Below are 20,297 nucleotides of genomic sequence, written 5' to 3' on the forward strand. Positions count from 1 at the left end.
CCGAGGCGATCAGTTACAGCCAGACGTTCGATGTCCGCTTCTGTATGGATTGCAGTCGTAAAGTATCTAGAGAAGCAGGGGCGACTCACCGACTCATGCGGGGCATCAGGCGATGGGCCTTCAGGAAGTCCTGCCAGTCGTAACTACTGAATTGACTTCCCCGATCGGAATGCACCAACACTTCCTGCTTGGGCTGACGTCGCCATACCGCCATCAACAAAGCATTCAGTACCAGCTCTCTATCGATACGTGACTGCATCGACCAGCCAATGACCTGCCGCGAAAACAGGTCTGGCACCACGGCCAGGTACAACCAACCCCCATGCGTGCGGATATACGTGATGTCGGTCACCCAGGCTTTATTCGGTCCAGTCGTGTCTATTCGGTGTACGCATCGGCGCGCTTCATTCGGAATGTGTATGTCATTGGATAAATTGATACTATTAATCTATTGACATGCCATGCCGAGCAAGAGGCGTGTGGTGCTGATTCTCACGGAGATCACCGTGAAAGACGCTATCGCATACCGAACGCGATGGGGTCATGTCGATAATCGCATCCCGAGAGCGCCTGAATAGCGATCCGGCCGCGCTTTTCAAGGCGGTGATCGCTTATTCCGGATCGTGCCGAGTCGACGGGCGCAGAGAAACAATGCCTAGTGCAGGCTTACGCCAAACCCAAACCATGGAGAGATTGGTTGATGATCAATGTCCATAAAGCTTATGCGATTCCCGTGCCATCCGACAGCATCCTGGCGCCGCTTTATCGGGGCGCGGACCTGTTGGATGCTTATGCGGTTCAGTTGCCGGCGGGAGCCAGCGACGATCTTGAAATGCTGGTGCGCGCAGGATTCGAGCGGCAGGCATGGTGGATTCGCGCGCTGACGCGGGTGCGGGACATGATTATGGTGACCGTTGGCGTCAAATCGTCTCGTGCTGTCGGTATGGCAGCGGCGGCGCGGGGGCCGGTGATCGGTTTCTTTCCACTGCTATCGAAGAGCGCGGGGGAGCTGGTGATGGGCGAGGACGATCGACATCTCGACTTCCGGCTCGCGATCCAGCAGCGCGCTGGCGCGGCAGGCGGCAGGGAACTCGTCATAGTCTCGGTGGTGCATTGCCATAACTTACTGGGGCGGACATACCTCGCGGCAATCACCCCGTTCCACCGCGTAATCGCGCGGGCTAGCCTGGAGCAGGTGGCAAGACGGGTGGTCTGAACAGCGCGTGGATTGACCAGGCTATTCCTGCCTTGTGATTGGCCGGAGCGGCATGCTTAAGATCTGAAGCCCGCCGTTGCCGCGGGCTTTCTCGATGGCGCGCTTTCGAGTCGTTACTCAAACCGATCGACGCGGGCTAGGCTTGGCCATCGTCGATGGGGAGCAGCGCCGCATCCAGCGCGGCCATGGCGGGAACCAGCATGGCCCGCAGGCGTTCGGCGCCGACGCCGTCGCGCGCCTGGACCGAAACGCCATGCAACAGCACCGCGTAGAAGTCTCCCAGCGCGGCCACGTCGGCATCCGGCTTCAATTCGCCGCGCCGCTGCGCGTCAGCCAGCAGGTCGATGATCGATTGCGTGCGCTGGCGACGGCGTGACGCCAGCCAGGCGATGACCTGGTCGCTTTCCAGCGCGCCGCTGGCGGCGGCGGACACCACCAGACAGCCTTGCGGCTGGCCGGTTTGCGTGTAGGTCTCGATCGCATCGACGAACATGCGCTCGATCGCGGCCCTGGCCGTTTTCTCCTGCAGCATCGCCCGTTCGGCGAAGCCCCCCTGGCCTGACTCGTACAATGCCACCGCCTCGCGGAACAGCGCTTCCTTGCTGCCGAAAGCGGCGTAGATGCGTGCAGATGCGATGCCGAGCGCGTCGACCAGATTCGCCATCGATGTGCCTTCGTAGCCTCGGGCCCAGAAGGCTCGCATCGCTTTTTCCAGGGCCTGGTCTCGATCAAATTCTCTGGGCCGTCCGGCCATAGTTTGCTCACGGTTTGCTGTCGTGCGGTGGATTCTAGCGCATCCGACTGTTGACGCAAGACATCGCAGCCTCTATTCTTTGTCGATCGACAAATAATTGGAGTGAAAGAATGAAAACGATCAAGGGCCCGAGTCTGCACCTCGCTCAATTCAGCGATGCCGCCGCGCCATTCAACAGCCTGCCGGCGATTGCGGAATGGGCGGCGCAAACCGGCTTCAAGGCGCTGCAGATCCCGGCGTGGGATGAGCGGCTGTTTGATGTCGGCCTCGCGGCGGAAAGCCAGGCCTATTGCGACGACATCCAGGGCGCGCTGTCGGAGCATGGACTCGTCGTCAGCGAACTGACCACGCACATCTTCGGCCAGTTGGTCGCGGTACACCCGGCCTATGACAGCATGTGCGACAACTTAGCCCCGACGGCGCTGCGCGGAAATCCGCAGGCGCGTACCGCATGGGCGCTGGAGAAGCTCGAACAAGCGGCCAGGGCATCGCGCCGGCTTGGGCTGACCGAGATGGGCACCTTCTCAGGCTCGTTCGCCTGGCCGTATTTGTTTCCGTTTCCGCAGCGTCCTGACGGCCTGATCGAAGCCGCCTTCGATGAACTGGCCAGGCGCTGGCTGCCGATTCTCAATGCCTGCGACGAGCAGGGCGTCAATCTTTGCTACGAGATCCATCCGAGTGAAGACTTGCACGATGGCGCGAGTTTCGAGCGCTTCCACGCGCTGGTCGGCGAACATCCACGCTGCAATATCCTGTTCGACCCAAGCCACTTCGTGCTGCAACAGCTCAACTATCTCGACTACCTGGACATTTACCAGGAGCGGATCCGGATGTTTCACGTCAAGGATGCCGAGTTCAATCCGAGCGGCCGGCAAGGCATCTATGGCGGCTACACCTCGTGGCTCGAGCGCGCCGGCCGCTTCCGCTCGCTCGGCGACGGCCAGGTGGACTTCAAGGCGATCTTCTCCAAGCTCGCGCAGAACGACTACGCCGGCTGGGCCGCGCTCGAATGGGAGTGCTGCCTGAAGGATCAGGAGGACGGCGCGCGCGAAGGCGTCGAGTTCATCAACCGCCACATCATCAATGTGACAAGCAAGGTCTTCGACGATTTCGCCGGCGCGGCGGTCGACCGGACACAGATCCACGCCATGCTGGGCATCGCCTGATAGCTACCGGAGAACATCATGAAACCATCCATCGAACGACTCGATCACGACGGCTATATCCACCGCTATGTCCGCATCGACGGCCAGCGCATCCATTGCGTCGCCGCCGGTAGCGGGCAACCGGTGCTGCTGATCCCCGGCTGGCCTCAGACCTGGTTCGCGTGGCGTCACGTCATGCAGACGCTGGCGGAAAAAGGCTTCATGCCGATTGCCATCGACCTGCCCGGCACCGGCCATTCGGACCGCCCGTTGGACGGTTACGACACCGGCGCCGCCGCGGCCAGGCTGCACCGCGCGATGGCGGCGCTTGGCCACGAGCAATACCAGGTGGTCGGCCACGATGTCGGCATGTGGATCGCCTACGCGCTCGCCAGCGACTACCCGGATGCGGTCCTCAGGCTGGCGCTCGCCGAGGCGGTGATTCCCGGGCTGGCGCCGGCGCCCGACATCTTCGCGCCGCCGGAACAGAATATTTTCCTGTGGCACTTCATGTTCAATCAGCTGGCCGACTTGCCCGAGGCGCTGATCGCCGGCCGCGAGAAGGCTTATCTCGATTTCATGTTCGACCGCTGGTCCCATCGCCGCGACCGCGTGGCCGTCGATGTCTATGTCGCGGCCTATGCGGCGCCCGGCGGGCTGCGGGGCGGATTCGCCTATTACCGCGCGATTCCCGAGACGATCAGGCAGAACCGCGAACGCGCGAAACGCAAGCTGGCGATGCCGGTGCTGGCCATCGGCGCCGAGCATGCGACCAACGATGCGCCGCTGGCGACCATGCGCGACAACGCTACGGATTTGCGCGGCATCGTGGTGCCGGATTGCGGCCACTTCATCATGGAGGAGGCGCCCGAGGCATTCATCGCGCACCTGATGCCCTTCCTCGAAGGGAGGGCCTGAGCATGCCGCTGGATCCGCACATCGCCGACTTCCTCGCCGCGCGTCCTGCCGGGGCCGACGGCGCGTCGCTCGACGACATCCGCCGCGCCACGGCGCTGGAGCTGTCGGCGCTGCACGGCCCCTTGCAGCCGGTCGCCAGGGTGGAAACCTTCACCGTGGCCACCGGCGACGGGCATCCGCTTCGGCTTCGGGCGTACTGGCCGGAGCGCGCGGCGCAATCGGCGGCGCCGCAGCCGGCCATCGTGTTCGCCCATGGCGGCGGCTGGTGCCTGTGCTCGCTGGAACTCTACGACAACCCTTGCCGCGCGCTGGCCAACGCCAGCCAGTGCGTCGTGCTGTCGGTCGACTACCGGCTCGCCCCCGAGCACCGCTTCCCGGTGCCGCTGGAAGACTTCTACAGCGGAGTGGCCTGGGTTTTCGCGCAGGCGGAGCGACTGGGAATCGATCCCGCGCGCATCGCCGTGGGCGGGGACAGCGCCGGCGGCAATCTCGCCGCCGCGGCGTGCCTGCTGGCGCGCGATCGAGACGGCCCGGCGATTGCGCATCAGCTTCTGCTCTACCCGGCGCTGGACGATAGGCTGGCGATGGATTCGCATGCCCTCTATGCCGACGGCTACTACCTGACCCGGGACATCATGGCGTTCTGCTGGGACACCTACCTTGGCGAAACCGGCGACGGCGGGCCCGCCTACGCCGCCCCGATGCGGGCCGCGACACTCGAGCGCTTGCCGTCCGCCACGATCCTGGCGTGCGAGTACGATCCGCTGCGGGACGAAGGCAAGGCCTATGCGCGGCGGCTGCGGGCCGCGGCGGTGCCGGCGCATGACGAGCAGCTGGATGGCATGGTGCATGGCTGCATCCACATGCTCGGGCTGACGCCTGCCGCCGAGGCCTTGTTCGCGCGCTCAGGCATGCTGATCCGGGCCGCCCTGTCCGTCTGAGCGACGCCGGATGCGAGGGCCTGCCCGGCCGCATCGACCCGTCATCGTCAGCCAGGGGGCCCGCCTCCCGGCTGCTTCAACATCGGGCCGGTCTTCGCATCCAGTCGCATCGCGGATTCCGCGACGGGCAAACGGGGGGATTCGGTTGACACGCCCCCATTGAACTGCCAACCTTCCCGCTTCAATTTATTAGCCATTGCCCGCCATGAAAATCACTTCGAACACCGCCGTCACCCTGCGAATGAAAGTCACAGACAGCCAGGGTCTGGTTTACGACGATGGCAAGCACCCTGTCTCCTACCTTCACGGCGATTACGACAATCTGTTTTCCAAGCTGGAAGCCGCGCTTGACGGGCAGGAAGCCGGTTTTCAAACCACCGTGGCGCTCGCCGCCGAAGATGCGTTCGGCGAACGCGACGAAGCTTTGGTCACCACCATGCCCAAGGCCGACTTCCCGCCCGGCGTCAAGGTAGGCGGCCAGCTCCAGCGTCCAGGCCCGGACGGCCAGCCGCGCTACTATTTCGTCACTAAGATCAAAGGCCCGACCGTCTTGCTGGACGGCAACCATCCTTTGTGCGGCAAAGACCTGCGCTTCGCCCTTAAGGTCATCGATGTGCGTGAGGCAACCGCCGAGGAAATCGCTCACCAGCATGTGCATGGCGAGCACGGTCATCAGCACTGAGCCTGGCCCGCATAGACTAAAGCCCTCCCCATTCCGGGAGGGTTTTTTTTTGCCTAGTCCCGGCCTGTGATCTGGAGTATGCGCTGGCCTGTCGCGAGATATCGATGCTTGCCCATCTCTGGATGGCTGCGAATAGGGCAGCGGCTTGGCGATGGCGGCTTTCTCTCGCATCAGCCATGCGCATCCTGCCGCATGCTCCGGTCCGCTCATGGCTATGCGCGGCTAGGGAATTCAGAGCGATCCGGTAGATTTCAATGGCATGATCATGCCAAGGGCAGGGAAGGGCCAAAACCGCCACGGGCTTATGCAATAAAGCTGATTCTCCGCGGGAATATTGTGTAATCTTCATAAAAGCGCCGGTAGTTTTCTCACCATATGCAACAGCGGGCTGGCGCTAGCATTGCATGACGCAGGTAATCGTTCTGCTTGTCAGTGAAATGGATCTCCATGACATTCGATAGCAAATCATTGCTTTCCGTTCTGTTGTGCCGCAGCGGCCGTCGCCTGTACGCGCTGCCGTTGACGCATGTGCGCGAAACCATGCGCGCGCTGCCGATCGACCCGGTGCCTTCCATGTCTGATTTCCTGCTGGGTCTGGCGCTGATACGCGGTGTCCCGGTGCCGGTGCTCGATTGCGCGCGCCTGTTGGGCTCGGCGTTGTCGACGCGGGTGTCGCGCTTCGTCACGCTGACGCTGGGCGAGCGCCAACTGGCGTTGGCGGTGGACGGCGTGATCGGCGTGCGGCAACTTTCCGCCGCCGCGCTGGCCGATATCGCTCCGTTGCTGGATGGCTGCGATGACGGCCTGGTGCAATCGATCGCGACGCTCGACGCGGAGTTGCTGCTGGTGCTGCGCGCCGGCCGCATGGTTCCGGAGGAGATGTGGGAGGCCCTGGCGGTCGGGGACGGCGCGATATGAACATCGAGCCATCGGCCGCCCAGGTGGCGCAATTCCGCGATCTGATCGCTGGCCGTCTCGGCTTGCAGTTCGACGAAACCAAGCTGGGCAACCTAGCGCGGGTGCTGGCCCGGCATGGTGGCCGAGATCACGCGGCCTACCTGGCCGCGCTGGCGGTAGAGCATGCGCCGTTCGAGGCGCTGCATCGGCTGGCGGTCGACCTGACCGTCACCGAAACGTATTTCTACCGGAACTGCGAGCAGATCCAGGCTTTTGCCGAGGTGGCGATGCCGGCCTGTCTGCTGGCGCGCGAAGGTTTGCCGGTTCGGGTGCTGTCGGCCGGTTGCGCCTCGGGCGAAGAGCCGTACACGCTGGCGATCGCCGCGCGCGAGACCATCGGCCTGGGCGCGGGCAGCGTGCAGATACGCGCCGTCGACGCCAATCCGGCCATGTTGGCCAAGGCGGGAGCGGCGCGCTATTCGGTCTGGTCGCTGCGCGAGGTGAACCCCGCCATGCGCGCGCGCTGGTTCGCGCGAGATGGCGACCTCTACGCGCTGAGCGATGCCGTGCGCCGGTCGGTGCAGTTCGAGCAGCGCAATCTGGCGCGGGAAGACGCCGAACTCTGGACGCCGGGCAGCTACGACATCGTCTTCTGCCGCAACGTGCTGATGTACTTCAGCCCGGAGCAGGCACAGGCCGCCGTAGCGCGGATCGCCGACTCCATCGCCCCCGGCGGCTATCTGTTTCTGGGGCATGCGGAAACCCTGCGCGGCCTGTCGAACGATTTCCATCTCTGCCATACCCACGCCACCTTCTATTACCGGCGCAAGTCCCAGGCTGGCGAGCCGGCGCCGGATATGAAATTCAGCCAGCCGGCATGGGGCGGGGCGCCATTCCAGCCGTTGCCGCAGGGTGATCCCGCATGGGTCAACGTGATCGCGCGCGCGGCCCAGCGCATCGACACGCTGGCGGTGGCGATGCCGCAAGCGGATCCCGGCCAGTACGCGCCGGCGCAGCCGGATCTGCACCATGCCTTGTCCTGCCTGCACAAGGAACAGTTCGAGCAAAGCCTGGACCTGATCGAGAAGCTGCCGCAGCAGCATGCCGACGATCCGGACGTATTGCTGCTGAAGGCCGTTTCGCTCAGCCAGAGCGGCGCGCTGGCTGCGGCGCAGGCCATCTGCCGCACACTGCTGGCGCGCGACGAGCTCAATGCCGGCGCGCATTATGTGCTGGCCTTGTGCCACGAGGAAGAGGGCGACAATCCGGCAGCGCTGGCCCATTACCGCAGCGCCGCTTACCTGGATCCTGGCTTTGCGCTGGCGCGCCTGCACATCGGCGTGCTGGAGCGGCGAATGGCCGAACTCGAGGCGGCGCGCCGCGATCTGGCCCAGGCCCTGCTCCTGCTGCAGCATGAGGACCCATCCCGGCTGCTGCTGTTCGGCGGCGGCTTTCCGCGCAGCGCGCTGATCGACCTTTGCCGGGCCGAACTGACTGCCCTTGGAGTCTCGCGATGAGTCCCGTTCCAGCGCTGACCGGCAGCGCGGCCAGCTTGCGCGAGGAGTTCGATCGCTCGTTCTCGTTGGCCCCCGCGTCGCCTGCCGCCGGCAGCGTCAATCTGCTGACGATACGGATAGGAACCGAGCCGTATGCGATCCGTTTGGCCGATATCCGCGGCCTGCATGCCGACCGAAGCATCCTGGAGCTGCCTAGCCCGCTGCCCGAGCTGCTGGGCGTCACCAATTTCCGCGGCCAGATCGTGCCGGTGTATCAGTTGGCCGCGCTGCTGGGCAAAGCCGCCGGCGCCGCGCCGCGCTGGATGGTGCTGGCGAAGGCCAGCGCGCCGCTCGCGCTGGCCTTCGAGGCTTTCGACTCGCATATCTGCGCCGATGCCGGACAGTTGATCGCATCGGCTGACGCCGCCGGCCAGGGACGCCCGCGGGAGGGCGTGCGCACCGGGGCCGGCGTGGTGCCCGTGCTGGACATCGGCGCGCTGGCCGCGCAGATCGAGGCGCGCACCGCCCATGCGCCGCAGGGGCAACAGCCATGAACGCGCATAGCACCTCCATTCCGCGCAGCACGGGAGCCAGCCATGGCTAAAGATCCCTATCGCTATTTCAGAATCGAGGCGGGCGAACTCGTCGAGCAGTTGAGCAAGGGCGTGCTGGCGCTTGAGCAAAGCGGCGGGGATGAAGAGCAGATCGCGCTGCTGCTGCGCTGGGCCCATACGCTGAAAGGCGCGGCGCGGGTGGTGCGCCAGGCGCAGATCGCTGATCTGCTGCATGGCGTGGAGGCGTTGCTGGCGCCGCTGCGGTCGTCCGAGACGTCGCTGTCTCGCAGCATGATCGACCAGTTGCTGGCCGCCTGCGACCAAGTGAATACGCTGTTAGCCCAGTTGCCGTCGGCCGACGCCAATCAAGCCGGCGCCGTCGATCAAGCCGGCGCCGGCGTTGAGGGTGGGGTCCTGCCGGCGCAGGACGCGCCGCAGCGCATCGTCCGGGCCGATGTGCTGGAGGTGGATGCATTGCTGGAGGGGCTGGGCGAAATCGGCACGGAACTGGCCGGCATGCGGCGAGCTATCGGCGCGCTGGAGGCTTTGCGCGAGCTGGCTCTGGCGGGCGAGGGGGCGTCCCAGGGCGGCAGGGCGCTGGCGGCGCAGCTCGACGCGCTGGAGCGCAGGATGGCCGGCGGGGCGGAGCGAATCGACCGCGAGCTGCGCCAAACCCGCGACGCCGCCGAGCGGCTGCGCCTGATCCCGGTCGACGGTATTTTCACCACGCTGGAGCGCTGCGCGCGCGACGCCGCCCATAGTTGCGGCAAGCAAGTCGCGTTCGACGCCAGAGGCGGGCAGTTGCGCATAGACGGCGAGGTGCTCGACGTGATGCTGGGCGCCTTGCTTCAGCTGGTGCGCAATGCGGTGGCGCACGGCATCGAAACGCCGGAGCAGCGGGCCGCGTCAGGCAAGGCGGCGTCCGGCCGCATCGCGCTGGAAGTGTCGCGGCGCGGATACATGGTGTGGTTCCGCTTCCGCGACGATGGCCGCGGCATCGACCGGGACGCGCTGAGAGCGGCGCTGGCCAAGCGCGGCCAGCACGCGCCGGCCGACGATGCCGCCTTGCTGGCCAGGCTGCTGGAGGGCGGCGTGAGCACCAGCGGCTCGGTGACGGAACTGTCCGGGCGCGGCATCGGCATGGATGTGGTGCGCGCAGCGATGGGCAAGCTGGGCGGAGTCGCCCGCGTCAGCAGCGATGCCGGCGGTACGACGTTCGAGCTGTGCGTGCCGTTGTCGCTGGCGGCGATGGACGTGTTGCTGGTCGAGGCCGAGGGCCGGACCATGGCGCTGCCGCTGGATGCGGTGCGGGGCACGCTGCGGGTGCCGCAAGAGCAGGTGGTGCATTCGGTGGATGGCGGCGCCATCGTATATGAAGGCCAGTTGCTGCCTTTGTTGCCGCTGGCCATCGGCGCGGCGGGGCGGGCCGCGCACCAATGGTCGCCGCGCGCGATGACGGCGGTGGTCATCCGCAGCCGGGGCGAGCTGCTGGCGGTGGCGGCCAGCCGCCTGGGCGGGGTGGATAGCGTAGTGCTGCGCGCGCTTCCGCCGCTGATGACGGCCGAGCCGATGGTGCTGGGACTGTATCTGGACATCGAAGGCGAGCCACGGATGGTGCTCGATCCGGAAGAGTTGGGCGGGGCGCTGGTCCGCCGCAGCGAAAGCGAGGCGGGGGCGCCGCGCCCGCCTATCTTGATCGTCGACGATTCGCTGACCACCCGCATGCTGGAAAGCAGCATCCTGGAGTCGGCCGGCTACCAGGTGGAGTTGGCGGCCTCCGCCGAGGAAGGCCTGGAGCTGGCGCGGCAGAACCGCTACGGCTTATTTCTGGTCGATGTCGAGATGCCGGGCATGGATGGCTTCGGCTTCATCACGCAGGTGCGCTCGGACCCGCAGCTGTGCGACATCCCGGCGCTGCTGGTGACTTCGCTCGACACGGCGGAGCACAAGCGGCGCGGCAGCGATGCCGGCGCCAACGGTTATATTGTCAAGAACGAATTCGATCAGACGGCGTTTCTGGCGCAGATCGGGGAGCTGGTGCTGCGATGACGAAATTGCGGGTGCTGGTGGTGGAGGATTCGCTGACGGTGCGCATGTACCTGTGCGAGTTGCTGGAGTCCGATCCGGCTTTCGAGCTGGTCGGCCAGGCCGAGGACGGCAAGCAGGCCATCGAGCTGTGCCTGGCCTTGCGCCCGGATGTCATCTCGCTGGATATGATGATGCCCGTCATGACCGGGCTGGCCGCCACCGAGTACATCATGGCCTATTGCCCGACCCCGATCCTGGTGGTCTCGTCCTCGGTCAACCGCGGCGAGCTGTTCCGCACTTACGAGGCCCTGGCCGCAGGGGCGCTGGACGTGATCGAGAAGCCGCTGCCCGGGCAGGACCACTGGGGCGATCATTATCTGGCCATGCTCAAGCTGGTGGCGAAGATCAAGGTGGTCACGCATTTGCGCGGCCGCCGCGCCGCGCAGGATGCGTCGCCTATCGCGCCTTGCGCGCCGGCATCGCCGCGGCAGACTATGCGACTGGTGGCGCTGGGAGCGTCGACCGGAGGGCCGAGCGCCCTGGTCGAGGTGCTGGGCGGCCTGTCCGCTGATTTCCCGTTGCCGCTGCTGGTGGTCATTCATATCGCCGAGCCCTTCGGCCATGCCTTCGTCGACTGGCTGGACGACCATTGCGTGCTGGACGTGCGGCTGGCGCGCCACGGCCAGCCGCTGCCGGCGCGCGGCGTGGTACTGGCCGCGCCCGGGCTGCATTTGCAAGTGCGCGGCGGCAAGATGGTTTGCGAGGCGGGGCCGGAGCGCCTGTCGTGCCGGCCGTCGGTCGACGTGTTGTTCGAATCAGTAGCGCAGGAATACGGCGCCGCCGCCGCCGCGGTGCTGCTGACCGGCATGGGGCAGGACGGCGCGCGCGGGCTGTTGGCGGTGCGCGCCGCAGGCGGATTGACGATCGCGCAGGACGAAGCCAGCTGCGTGGTGTATGGCATGCCGCGCGAGGCTGCGCTGCTGAATGCAGCGCAGCGCATCCTGCCGCTGGCCGACATCGGCCCGGCGCTGGCCGCATTGGCCGCGAGGTGCGCGCCATGACGGCTCCGGTGCTCATCGTCGACGACAGCTTGACGGTCCGGGCCGATCTCGAAGAGGCGTTCGAGGAGCGTGGGATCGCGACTATCGCCTGCGCCTCTCTGGCCGAAGCCCGAGCCGCGATGGCCCGGCAGGCCGTCGGCTTGATGGTGCTGGATGTCATGCTGCCGGACGGCGACGGCATCGACCTGCTGCGCGAAGTGCGCGCCACGGCCGGGGGCGCCGGCCTGCCGGTCCTGGTGCTGTCGAGCGAGGCCCAGATCAGCGATCGCATACGAGGCATGCTGACCGGGTCCAATGATTATGTCGGCAAGCCCTATGACCGCGATCGCCTAGTGGCGCGCGCGCTGCAGTTGCTGGCTGCGGCGGGCGTGCCGGTCGACGCCGCGCCGCTGGTGCAGTTGATCGACGACAGCCTGACTTACCGCGAGCAACTCGCAAGCTTGCTGCGCGAGCAGGGCTATCAGGTGGCGCTGGCCCATAGCGGGGAGGAGGGCCTGCGCGCGATGGCGTCGCGCCGGCCCGCGGCGCTGCTGGTGGACCGCATGCTGCCGGGCATCGACGGCGCCGCCGTGGTGCGCAAGCTGAGACTGGATCCGGCCTTGCGCACCGTGCCGTGCATATTGCTGACCGGGGCCGACGAAGAAGGCGCCGAGCTGTATGCCCTGGACGCCGGCGCTGACGCTTTCGTGCAAAAGGATGGCGACGCCGGCATATTGCTGGCGCGGCTGGCGGCGGTGCTGCGCAATGTCGACGGCGCAGGCGGCGCGTTGCCGCAGCAGGCGGGCCGGCGCATTCTGGCTGTGGACGACAGCCAGACCTATCTGCACCAACTGGCCGACGTGCTCAGCGACGAAGGCTACGACATGATCTTGGCCGAGTCGGGCGAGCAGGCGCTGGCGCTGCTGAAGGTGCAAACCGTCGATTGCGTGCTGTTGGACCGCCTGATGCCCGGGCTTTCCGGCAGCGAGACCTGCGCCCGCCTGAAGGGCGACCCGGCTACGCGCGACATTCCGCTGATCATGCTGACGGCGATGGAAGACCGGGCCGCGATGATCGAGGGGCTGTCGAACGGCGCCGATGACTACGTGCTGAAATCGAGCGAGTTCGACGTGCTCAAGGCGCGCGTGCGGGCCCAGCTGCGGCGCAAGCAATTCGAGGACGAGAGCCGCCGCATTCGCGCCGAGCTGATGGACAAGCAGCTGGAGGCGGCCGAGGTGCGCGCGGCGCGGGCGCTGGCGGAAAGCCGCGCCATCCTGCTGGCGGAGCTGGAGCGAAAGAACAGCGATCTGGAGCAGGCCAGCCGGCTCAAATCCGAGTTCCTGTCCAATATGTCGCACGAGCTGCGCACGCCGCTCAACGCCATCATCGGCTTTTCCGACTTGCTGTCGCGCGGCGTCATCGGCCCGCTCAGTCCCAAGCAGAGCACCTGCGTCGGCCACATCCTCTCCAGCGGTCGCCACTTGTTGGGCCTGATCAACGACATTCTGGATTTGTCCAAGGTGGAGGCCGGCAAGATGGAGCTGGGGCTGGAGCCGATCGATGCCAATGCCGTGTTGCGCGCCTGCCTGTCCATCGTGCAGGACAGCGCGGCGCGCAGGAGCATCGGGCTGGAGTTCCTGCCCTGCGAGCCGCTGGAGCCGGTGCTGGTCGACCTGCGGAAATTCCGCCAGATGGTCTACAACCTGCTGTCCAATGCGGTCAAATTCAGCCGCGACGGCGGCCGCGTGGTCCTGTCGCTGCACCGCGTGCAGCGCTGCGACGTTAGCTACGGCGAGGATGGAGCCTGGGCCAGCCGCCTGCTGCCGCTGCCGGACGGTCCCGAGCGGGAGTTGCTGGAAGTGCGGGTGCTGGACAGCGGCGGAGGGATCGCCGCCGCCGATCTGCCGGCGCTGTTCGAGACCTTCAGCCAGCTTGATTCTTCCAGTTCGCGCCAGCATGAAGGCAGCGGCCTGGGGTTGGCGCTGGTCAGTCGGCTGGCGGAGCTGCACGGGGGCACGGTCGGCGTCAGCAGCGCGGTGGGCCTTGGCGCGCAGTTCTCGATCTGGCTGCCGCTGCGGATGGACGCGCCGGCGGTCTCGCCAAGCGCTGCGCCGCGCCGGGCGCTGGTAGTGGAGGGCGATGCGAAGGCCGCCGAACAGCTCCAGGCTCATCTGGAGAGAATCGGCTTCGCGGCGGACATCGCGCGCGATGCCGAAACCGCGTTGTCGATGGCGCGCGGCGAAGTTCCGGATCTGATCGCGCTGGATTTGCTGTCGCCTGAGGGCGGCGGTTGGGCGGTGCTGGACGAAATCAAGCGCAATCCCCGGCTGGAGCGCGTGCCGGTAGTACTCGCCGCCATTGCGGCCGAAGAAATGAGGGCCTGCGTGATGGGCGTCGCGCGGCTGCTGCAAAAACCGGTGTCGCGCCAGAGCCTGCGCGACGCGGTGCAGGCTTTGGGCTTGGGCGATGCGCGGGAGCAGGCGACGACTGTGATGATCATCGACGACGCGGCCACCGGCGCGCGGCTGAGCGCCGATCTCGCCGCCTTGAACTGCAAGCCGCTGTGCTATGCCGACAGCGCGCTTGCCTTGGCGGCGTTGCGGGATGCCAGGCCGGACTTGCTGATCGTCGGCCTGGCGCTGTCCGATGTCGGCTGTTTCGAAGCGCTCGCGGCGCTGCGCAACCACAATGCCGCCGCCGTTCCCATCCTGCTGCTGAGCGATGGCAGCGTCAGCATGGACGCTAGGCGGCGCTTGAGCGGGCAAGCGCTGCGGGTGATGGAAAAAGACAGTTTCGACCGGCGGCAGTTTTTGTTCGAGGTCGGCCGCGCGCTGCAGCAGGCCGCGCGCCGCCGGATTGCCGCCGCGGCTGCGCCCGGCCTGGCAAGCGAGGTGGACAATGGCACGCATACTGATAGTCGATGACACGCCGGGCAATATGGTGCTTACCTGCATGATGCTGGAAAGCGAAGGCCACACGCTGTTTTGCGCTGAGTGCGCGCGCGACGGCATCGATATCGCCCGGAGCGAGTCGCCGGATTTGGTGCTGATGGACGTCCAGATGCCGGAGATGGACGGCATCGAGGCCGTCGCCATTCTCAAGGGCGATCCGCGGACGCGGGCCATCGCGGTGGTGGCGTTGACCGCCTGCGTGATGAAGGGCGACCGCGAACGCATGCTGGCCGCCGGTTTCGATGGTTACATCGAAAAGCCAATCGACTATGTCAATTTCGTGGCAGAGATCAGGCGCCTGGTCGGACTGCAGCAGACTTCCGGACAGGAATAATGCAAGGGTAGGCGGACCGATCCGCCGGTAATGGGAGTGGCATAATCATGAATAAAAACCGGACCTTCGGCCAGAAGCTGGCTTTCGGCTTCGCGGTGTCGTCGACTTTCCTGATCGTGATCGGGATCGCGGCGTATTGGAGCATCAGCGTGCTGATTGCCACCGCTAGCTCGGTCACTCATACCCAGAAGGTGCTGGAGCATGTGTCCGGCCTGGTCAGCTTGATGAAGGATGCCGAGACCGGCCAGCGCGGCTATCTGCTTACCGGCGATCCCGCCTATCTGGAGCCGTTCCAGGCATCCGTCGCCGGCGTGCAGACGGTGCTGTCCGAGCTGCGCGGCCTGAGCGCCGACAATGTCGGGCAGCAGGCCAAGATCAGCCAGGCCGAAACGCTGGTGAACAGCAAGTTCAACGAACTCAAGCGCACCATCGATTTGCGCAAGGCCGGCCATGGCAATGAAGCGCTGAAACTCGTCCTTACCGGAGAGGGCAAGAAGTATATGGATGCCTTGCGCGCCGTGTGCGACCAGATCAGCCGCGATGAGCGCGAACTGCTGAGGAAGCGCGAGGCGGACGCGGACGCCACCTCAAGCAGCGCCAAGATGACCATCGTCGTCGGCACCGCCCTGTGCCTGTTGTTCGTGATCGGCGCCGGCATCAGCATCACCCGTTCGCTGACGGAGCGGCTGGGCGCCGCGGTGGGGCATGTGCAGAGCTCATCGGCGGAGCTGCAGGCGGCCGCCACCCAGCAGGCTTCCGGGGCAAGGGAGCAGGCCAGCGCGATGAGCGAGATCAGCACCACCATCAGCGAACTGGGCGTGACCTCGCGCCAGATCGCCGAAAGCGCCCAGCGGGTGGCGCAGATCGCCGAGCAGACCGCGGCGGCGGCTCGCAGCGGCGTGGGCACCGTGGAGAGAGGCCAGGAGGCCATCGGCGGCATCCGCCGCCAGACCGATCTGGTGGTCAGCCACATGCTTGATCTCGGCCGCAAGTCGCAGGAGATAGGCGCGGTGCTAGACATCGTGTCCGAGCTGGCGGAGCAGACCAATATCCTGGCCATCAACGCCACCATCGAAGCCAGCGGCGCCGGCGAGGCGGGCCGCCGCTTCGCGGTGGTGGCGGAGGAAATCCGCAAGTTGGCCGACCGGGTCGCCGCGTCGACCAAGGACATCCGCACCCAGATCGACGATGTGCGCGGCGCGGTCAACACCACTGTGATGGCCACCGAGAGCGGGGCCAAGGCGGTAGACCTCGGGGCGCGCCAGTTCGCTGAAGTGGCCATGGCCTTCAAGCAGATCGCCGATCTGGTCAGCACCACCACCGAGGCCGTGCGCGAGATCGAGCTGTCGACCAAGCAGCAGGCGACCGCGGCCGATCAGGTGCGGACCGCAGTGTCCGAAGTGGCGCAGGCGACGCAGGAGACCGAGACCAGCTCGACCCAGACCCTGCAAACCGCCTCTCAGCTGGCCGGGCTGTCGATGGACCTGCGTCGGCTGGTTCATCCGCAGGCGGTCTGACGCCGGCTCAGGCCCGGCCGCTCAGGCGGGCCGTTCCAGTTGCTCGCGGAACAGCGCCGCGATCAGGTCGCCCTGTGCCACCAGCCCCAGCAGGCGTCCCTCGCCGTCCACCACCATGCTGTGCGCCACGCCGCGGTCGGCGAAGGGGTGGATCAGCCGCTCGATCGGAGCGTCCGGGCGCGAGGTGTGCGGGCAGGTGTCCATCAACTGGCCGACGAGCGGCGCGGGGTGCATTCCCGCCGCGGCCAGCAGCTCGCGCAGGCTGATCTCGCCTAGCAGCCTGCCGTCGGACGAGGTGACCGGAAGGGCGTCGAAACGGTGGTCGCGCAGCAGGGCCAGCGCCTTGTCGCTGCTGGCGGCCGCGCCCACGCTCAGCACCTCGCTCACCATGAAGTCGGCGCAGCGCAGCGCGCCGAAGCGCCGCTGGTGCGATCTTTCCTCGGCCCGCTGCAGAATGTCTTCCAGATCGTCCTCGCTGATGTCGACCACCTCGCCGCGCTCGGCCAGCGCGGCGTGCAGGTCGGCGCGGCTGACGCCGACGCGTTCGCTCGGCGTGGGGGCGGGCGCGGCGGGCTGGCTGTGAGGGTAGCGCCGGCCGGCCAGGCGGTTGAACAGCAGCGCCGCCGCCAATAGCAGCAGCGAGTTGAGCAGCACCGGATGCCAGGCGAAGCCGTAGCCCAATCGGGCCACGGCAGGCCCGCCCAGCACCGCGGTCAGCGCCACCGCGCCGCTGGGCGGGTGCAGGCAGCGCAGCGGAAACATCAGCGCGATGGCGATGGCCGCCGCGATGCCGGCGGCGAGGACGGGATCGCCTATCAGCCGGGCGCAACTGACGCCGACCAGCGCGGCGCAAAGATTGCCGCCGATGAGGGACCAGGGCTGGGCCAGCGGGCTGGCGGGCACGGCGAACAGCAGCACCGCGGAAGCGCCCATCGGCGCGATGAACCACGGGTTGGGTTCGCCCAGCGCGCGGTGGCAGACCCAGGCGGTGGCGATCAGGCCGAAAGCCGCGCCCAGGCTGCCGGCCAGCCGGTCGCGGCGGCTGGTGACGATGGGCTGCGGCCAGAAGCCGCGCAGCCAGGCGCGCAATTGTCGATGCAGGTTTTCCATTGCGTGGCTGCCGGGAGCGTCCCGGCGTGGTGGGGGTGGCCGAATATATATCATATTGTGATGTATATTGCCGAGCCTGCCGGGCTCAAGTATAAATATCATATTGTGATATATATATTCGAGGCCAGACATGATGGAGCAAGTCGCCGAGCCGGCCGCCGGCATGGACAAGCGGCAGTACGAAGCGTTGTCGGAATTCCGCTACCAGTTGCGGCGCTTCCTGCATTTCAGCGAGAACGCGGCCCGTGCGGAGGGACTGACCCCGCAGCAATACCTGTTGCTGCTGCACGTGCGCGGCGTGCCGGGCCGGGATTGGGCGACGGTGGGCGAACTGGCCGAGCGGCTGCAGATCCAGCATCACGGCGCGGTGGCGTTGCTGACCCGTTGCGAGGAGCAGGGCCTGGCGGCGCGGCGCAAGAGCGAGCATGACCGCCGCCAGGTGGAAGTGCATCTGACCGCGGCCGGCGAGAGCTTTCTCGCGCGGCTGGCGGCGCGGCACGAGGCGGAGCTGCGCTCGCTGCGCGACGTGTTCCGGGTGTCGCGCATCACCGCCTTCAATGACGGGGACGGCGGACGATGAACGCGGCGAGACGCGATTACTCGGTGGACCGGCGGCTGCTGCCGATGTCCGGCATGGCCTTGCTGATCGGCGCGGTCAGCACCGCCGCCGCGGTGGTCCTGCTGGACCTGATCCGCCTGTGCACCAATCTCTTCTATTACCAGACCCTGTCGCTGGCCGAGCGCGAGCCGGCCGGACACGCGCTGGGGCTGTGGGCGATCGCGGCGCCGGTGGCGGGCGGCCTGCTGGTGGGCCTGATCGCGCGTTACGGCAGCGACAAGATCCGCGGCCACGGCATTCCGGAAGCGATGGAGGCCATCCTGTTCGGCCAGAGCCGGATGTCGCCCAAGGTGGCGCTGCTCAAGCCCCTGTCGTCCGGCATCGTCATCGGCAGCGGCGGACCGTTCGGCGCGGAGGGGCCCATCATCATGACCGGCGGCTCGCTGGGCTCGCTGCTGGCGCAGCGCCTGCATCTGACTGCGGCGGAGCGCAAGACGCTGCTGGTGGCCGGCGCCTGCGCCGGAATGACCGCCGTGTTCGGCACGCCGGTGGCCGCGGTGCTGCTGGCGGTGGAGCTGCTGTTGTTCGAGCTGCGTCCGCGCAGCCTGCTGCCGGTGGCGCTGGCCTGCGCTTGCGCCGGCTTCGTGCGCACGCTGTGTTTCGCCGCCGGGCCGCTGTTTCCGCTGCGCACGCCGCCCGCCACGCTGGCGGCGCTGGGCTCCTGCCTGCTGGCCGGCCTGGCCTGCGGCGGCCTGGCGGCCTTGCTGACCTGGGGCTTGTACCGGGTGGAGGATGGCTTCGGCAAGCTGCGCCTGCACTGGATGTGGTGGCCGGCGCTGGGCGGATTGGTGGTCGGCATCGGCGGCTGGCTGCAGCCGCGCGCGCTGGGGGTGGGTTACGACGTGATCGGCGACCTGCTGAACAACCGGCTGCTGCTGGAGGCGGCGCTGGCCCTGCTGGCGGTGAAGGCCGTGATCTGGCTGCTGGCCCTGGGCTCCGGCACCTCGGGCGGGGTGCTGGCGCCGCTGCTGATGCTGGGGGCTGGCCTGGGCGCGGCGCTGGCGCCGGCGCTGCCGGGCGGCTCGCCGGAACTGTGGGCGCTGGCCTGCATGGCTGGGGTGTTGGGCAGCGTGCTGGGCGCGCCCATCACCGCCATCGTGTTCGCTTTCGGCCTGACCGGCGACGGCTCGGCGCTGCTGCCGCTGACGCTGACCACCGTGGTCGCCTGCGGCGTGACGGCGCTGACGCTGAAGCGGTCGATCATGACCGAGAAAATCGCCCGCCGAGGCCTGCACATCCACCGGGAATACAGCGTCGATCCGCTGGAGCGGCTGCATGTGGCGGACGTGATGACGCGCGAGGCGGTGGCGATAGACGGCGCGATGCCGGCGGCGGACGCTTGGCAGTCATTCTTCGGCCCGCGCGGCCACAACGGCTATCCGGTGCTGCGCGACGGCAGGGTGGTGGGCTTGCTGCTGCGCAGAAGGCTGCAGGGGGCGGAGGCCAGCCGGCAGCCCTGCGTCATCTGGTCCGAGCCCTTGTCGCCGTCCCAGGTGTTGCTGGCCGGCATGAGCGCCCGCCACGCCGCCGGGCGGATGGCGCAGCTGGGGTTCAGCCGGTTGCCGGTGGTGGACGGCCCGGACAGCATGCGGCTGATCGGCGTGGTGTCGCTGCGCGATCTGCTGGCCAACAGCCATGTGCTGCTGCATGAGGAAACGGTCAGGGAGCGCCTGCGGTGAGCGGCGGCGAGTGGTTTTCGTTGCCGCTGGGCGACGGCCTATGCGCCCTGCCGCTGCTGGACGACCTACTGGCCGACTTCGCCGCGAGGCCGGCAGTCGACGGGCAGGCGCTGTTGCTGCTCAGGGATACGGACGGGCGGCTGCAGTGCGAGCTGACGGCGTATTTCACTCCTGCCGCGGCCTCACTCGCCCGTGCCTGGGGCGCGCGTCCCTGTCTTCGTCCCAGCCCCGACAATCTGGAGCGGCTGGCGGGCGATGCCGGCTGGCGCGCGCGCTGGTTCGGATAGCGCGGGCCGGATAAGGTTTGGGCGGCAGATCAAGCGGCGCGCGCCGGTGCGAGCCTGGCCCGGCGTCCCCGCCGCAGCGCGAGGATGGCGGCGGCCATCAGCAGCGCGGACACGGCGAAGACCGCGCGG

At 67.2% G+C, this 20,297-nt stretch carries 18 protein-coding genes and 1 pseudogene; 16 read left to right on the forward strand and 3 right to left on the reverse strand.

Annotated features, from left to right (window positions below):
• Nucleotides 1–88: 88 nt before the first annotated feature.
• Nucleotides 89–379 (reverse strand): annotated as a pseudogene (locus LQR33_RS18310) (DDE-type integrase/transposase/recombinase); the annotation flags it as partial.
• Nucleotides 380–700: 321 nt separating this feature from the next.
• On the opposite strand from LQR33_RS18310, the gene LQR33_RS18315 reads away from it, so the two are divergent.
• Nucleotides 701–1,216, forward strand: a complete 516-nt coding sequence (locus LQR33_RS18315) for a DUF2867 domain-containing protein (RefSeq protein WP_166439642.1) — start codon at nt 701–703, stop codon at nt 1,214–1,216.
• Nucleotides 1,217–1,352: 136 nt separating this feature from the next.
• On the opposite strand, the gene LQR33_RS18320 is transcribed toward LQR33_RS18315, so the two are convergent.
• Nucleotides 1,353–1,919 carry a TetR/AcrR family transcriptional regulator gene (locus LQR33_RS18320; protein WP_205692503.1) on the reverse strand — a complete coding sequence of 189 codons (567 nt, stop codon included), beginning with the start codon at nt 1,917–1,919 and terminating at the stop codon, nt 1,353–1,355.
• 161 nt (nt 1,920–2,080) lie between these two features.
• Here LQR33_RS18320 and LQR33_RS18325 point away from each other — a divergent pair, with 161 nt between their 5' ends.
• The 12 genes from LQR33_RS18325 (at nt 2,081) to LQR33_RS18380 (ending at nt 16,473) form a co-directional block, all read left to right on the forward strand.
• Nucleotides 2,081–3,136: a sugar phosphate isomerase/epimerase family protein gene (locus LQR33_RS18325; RefSeq protein WP_221665628.1), complete on the forward strand. Its 1,056-nt coding sequence runs from the start codon at nt 2,081–2,083 to the stop codon at nt 3,134–3,136.
• A gap of 18 nt (nt 3,137–3,154) precedes the next feature.
• Nucleotides 3,155–4,033, forward strand: a complete 879-nt coding sequence (locus LQR33_RS18330) for an alpha/beta fold hydrolase (protein WP_231176860.1) — start codon at nt 3,155–3,157, stop codon at nt 4,031–4,033.
• 2 nt (nt 4,034–4,035) lie between these two features.
• A complete protein-coding gene (locus tag LQR33_RS18335; protein ID WP_231176861.1) occupies nt 4,036–4,974 on the forward strand; it encodes an alpha/beta hydrolase in 939 nt (312 codons plus the stop codon).
• A 205-nt stretch (nt 4,975–5,179) separates the two neighbouring features.
• Nucleotides 5,180–5,656, forward strand: coding sequence for an FKBP-type peptidyl-prolyl cis-trans isomerase (locus LQR33_RS18340; protein ID WP_166439594.1), 477 nt, complete (start codon nt 5,180–5,182; stop codon nt 5,654–5,656).
• A gap of 447 nt (nt 5,657–6,103) precedes the next feature.
• Complete coding sequence (locus LQR33_RS18345; RefSeq protein ID WP_166439595.1) at nt 6,104–6,574, forward strand: chemotaxis protein CheW; 471 nt, start codon at nt 6,104–6,106, stop codon at nt 6,572–6,574.
• Nucleotides 6,571–8,070 (forward strand): CheR family methyltransferase, encoded by a 1,500-nt coding sequence (locus tag LQR33_RS18350; protein ID WP_231470029.1) that lies wholly within the window; start codon nt 6,571–6,573, stop codon nt 8,068–8,070. The genes LQR33_RS18345 and LQR33_RS18350 overlap by 4 nt, the downstream gene beginning before the upstream one ends.
• Nucleotides 8,067–8,603, forward strand: a complete 537-nt coding sequence (locus LQR33_RS18355; RefSeq protein WP_166439597.1) for a chemotaxis protein CheW — start codon at nt 8,067–8,069, stop codon at nt 8,601–8,603. Before LQR33_RS18350 ends, LQR33_RS18355 begins: the two co-directional genes overlap by 4 nt.
• 42 nt (nt 8,604–8,645) lie before the next feature.
• The gene (locus LQR33_RS18360) at nt 8,646–10,652 is read left to right on the forward strand and encodes a response regulator (RefSeq protein ID WP_166439598.1); all 2,007 of its coding nucleotides are present in this window, start codon (nt 8,646–8,648) and stop codon (nt 10,650–10,652) included.
• Nucleotides 10,649–11,692 carry a chemotaxis-specific protein-glutamate methyltransferase CheB gene (cheB, locus tag LQR33_RS18365; protein WP_231470030.1) on the forward strand — a complete coding sequence of 348 codons (1,044 nt, stop codon included), beginning with the start codon at nt 10,649–10,651 and terminating at the stop codon, nt 11,690–11,692. The genes LQR33_RS18360 and cheB overlap by 4 nt, the downstream gene beginning before the upstream one ends.
• Nucleotides 11,689–14,595: a response regulator gene (locus LQR33_RS18370; protein ID WP_231470031.1), complete on the forward strand. Its 2,907-nt coding sequence runs from the start codon at nt 11,689–11,691 to the stop codon at nt 14,593–14,595. The genes cheB and LQR33_RS18370 overlap by 4 nt, the downstream gene beginning before the upstream one ends.
• Entirely contained in the window at nt 14,570–14,956 is a 387-nt protein-coding gene (locus LQR33_RS18375) for a response regulator (protein ID WP_166439601.1), read from the forward strand. Before LQR33_RS18370 ends, LQR33_RS18375 begins: the two co-directional genes overlap by 26 nt.
• Before the next feature lie 47 nt (nt 14,957–15,003).
• Complete coding sequence (locus LQR33_RS18380; RefSeq protein WP_166439602.1) at nt 15,004–16,473, forward strand: CHASE3 domain-containing protein; 1,470 nt, start codon at nt 15,004–15,006, stop codon at nt 16,471–16,473.
• A 21-nt stretch (nt 16,474–16,494) separates the two neighbouring features.
• Here LQR33_RS18380 and LQR33_RS18385 read toward each other — a convergent pair whose 3' ends face one another.
• Nucleotides 16,495–17,583 (reverse strand): HPP family protein, encoded by a 1,089-nt coding sequence (locus tag LQR33_RS18385; RefSeq protein WP_231470033.1) that lies wholly within the window; start codon nt 17,581–17,583, stop codon nt 16,495–16,497.
• Nucleotides 17,584–17,713: 130 nt separating this feature from the next.
• Here LQR33_RS18385 and LQR33_RS18390 point away from each other — a divergent pair, with 130 nt between their 5' ends.
• Genes LQR33_RS18390 through LQR33_RS18400 form a run of 3 tightly spaced genes read left to right on the forward strand, consistent with a single transcriptional unit; the run spans nt 17,714 to nt 20,168 of the window.
• A complete protein-coding gene (locus tag LQR33_RS18390) occupies nt 17,714–18,163 on the forward strand; it encodes a MarR family winged helix-turn-helix transcriptional regulator (RefSeq protein ID WP_231176871.1) in 450 nt (149 codons plus the stop codon).
• Entirely contained in the window at nt 18,160–19,881 is a 1,722-nt protein-coding gene (locus tag LQR33_RS18395) for a chloride channel protein (protein ID WP_231470035.1), read from the forward strand. Before LQR33_RS18390 ends, LQR33_RS18395 begins: the two co-directional genes overlap by 4 nt.
• Nucleotides 19,878–20,168, forward strand: a complete 291-nt coding sequence (locus LQR33_RS18400; protein WP_221668189.1) for a hypothetical protein — start codon at nt 19,878–19,880, stop codon at nt 20,166–20,168. The genes LQR33_RS18395 and LQR33_RS18400 overlap by 4 nt, the downstream gene beginning before the upstream one ends.
• Nucleotides 20,169–20,297 lie beyond the last annotated feature (129 nt).

It is taken from the genome of Chromobacterium piscinae (assembly GCF_021129175.1).
GTDB classification, from domain to species: Bacteria; Pseudomonadota; Gammaproteobacteria; order Burkholderiales; family Chromobacteriaceae; genus Chromobacterium; species Chromobacterium piscinae.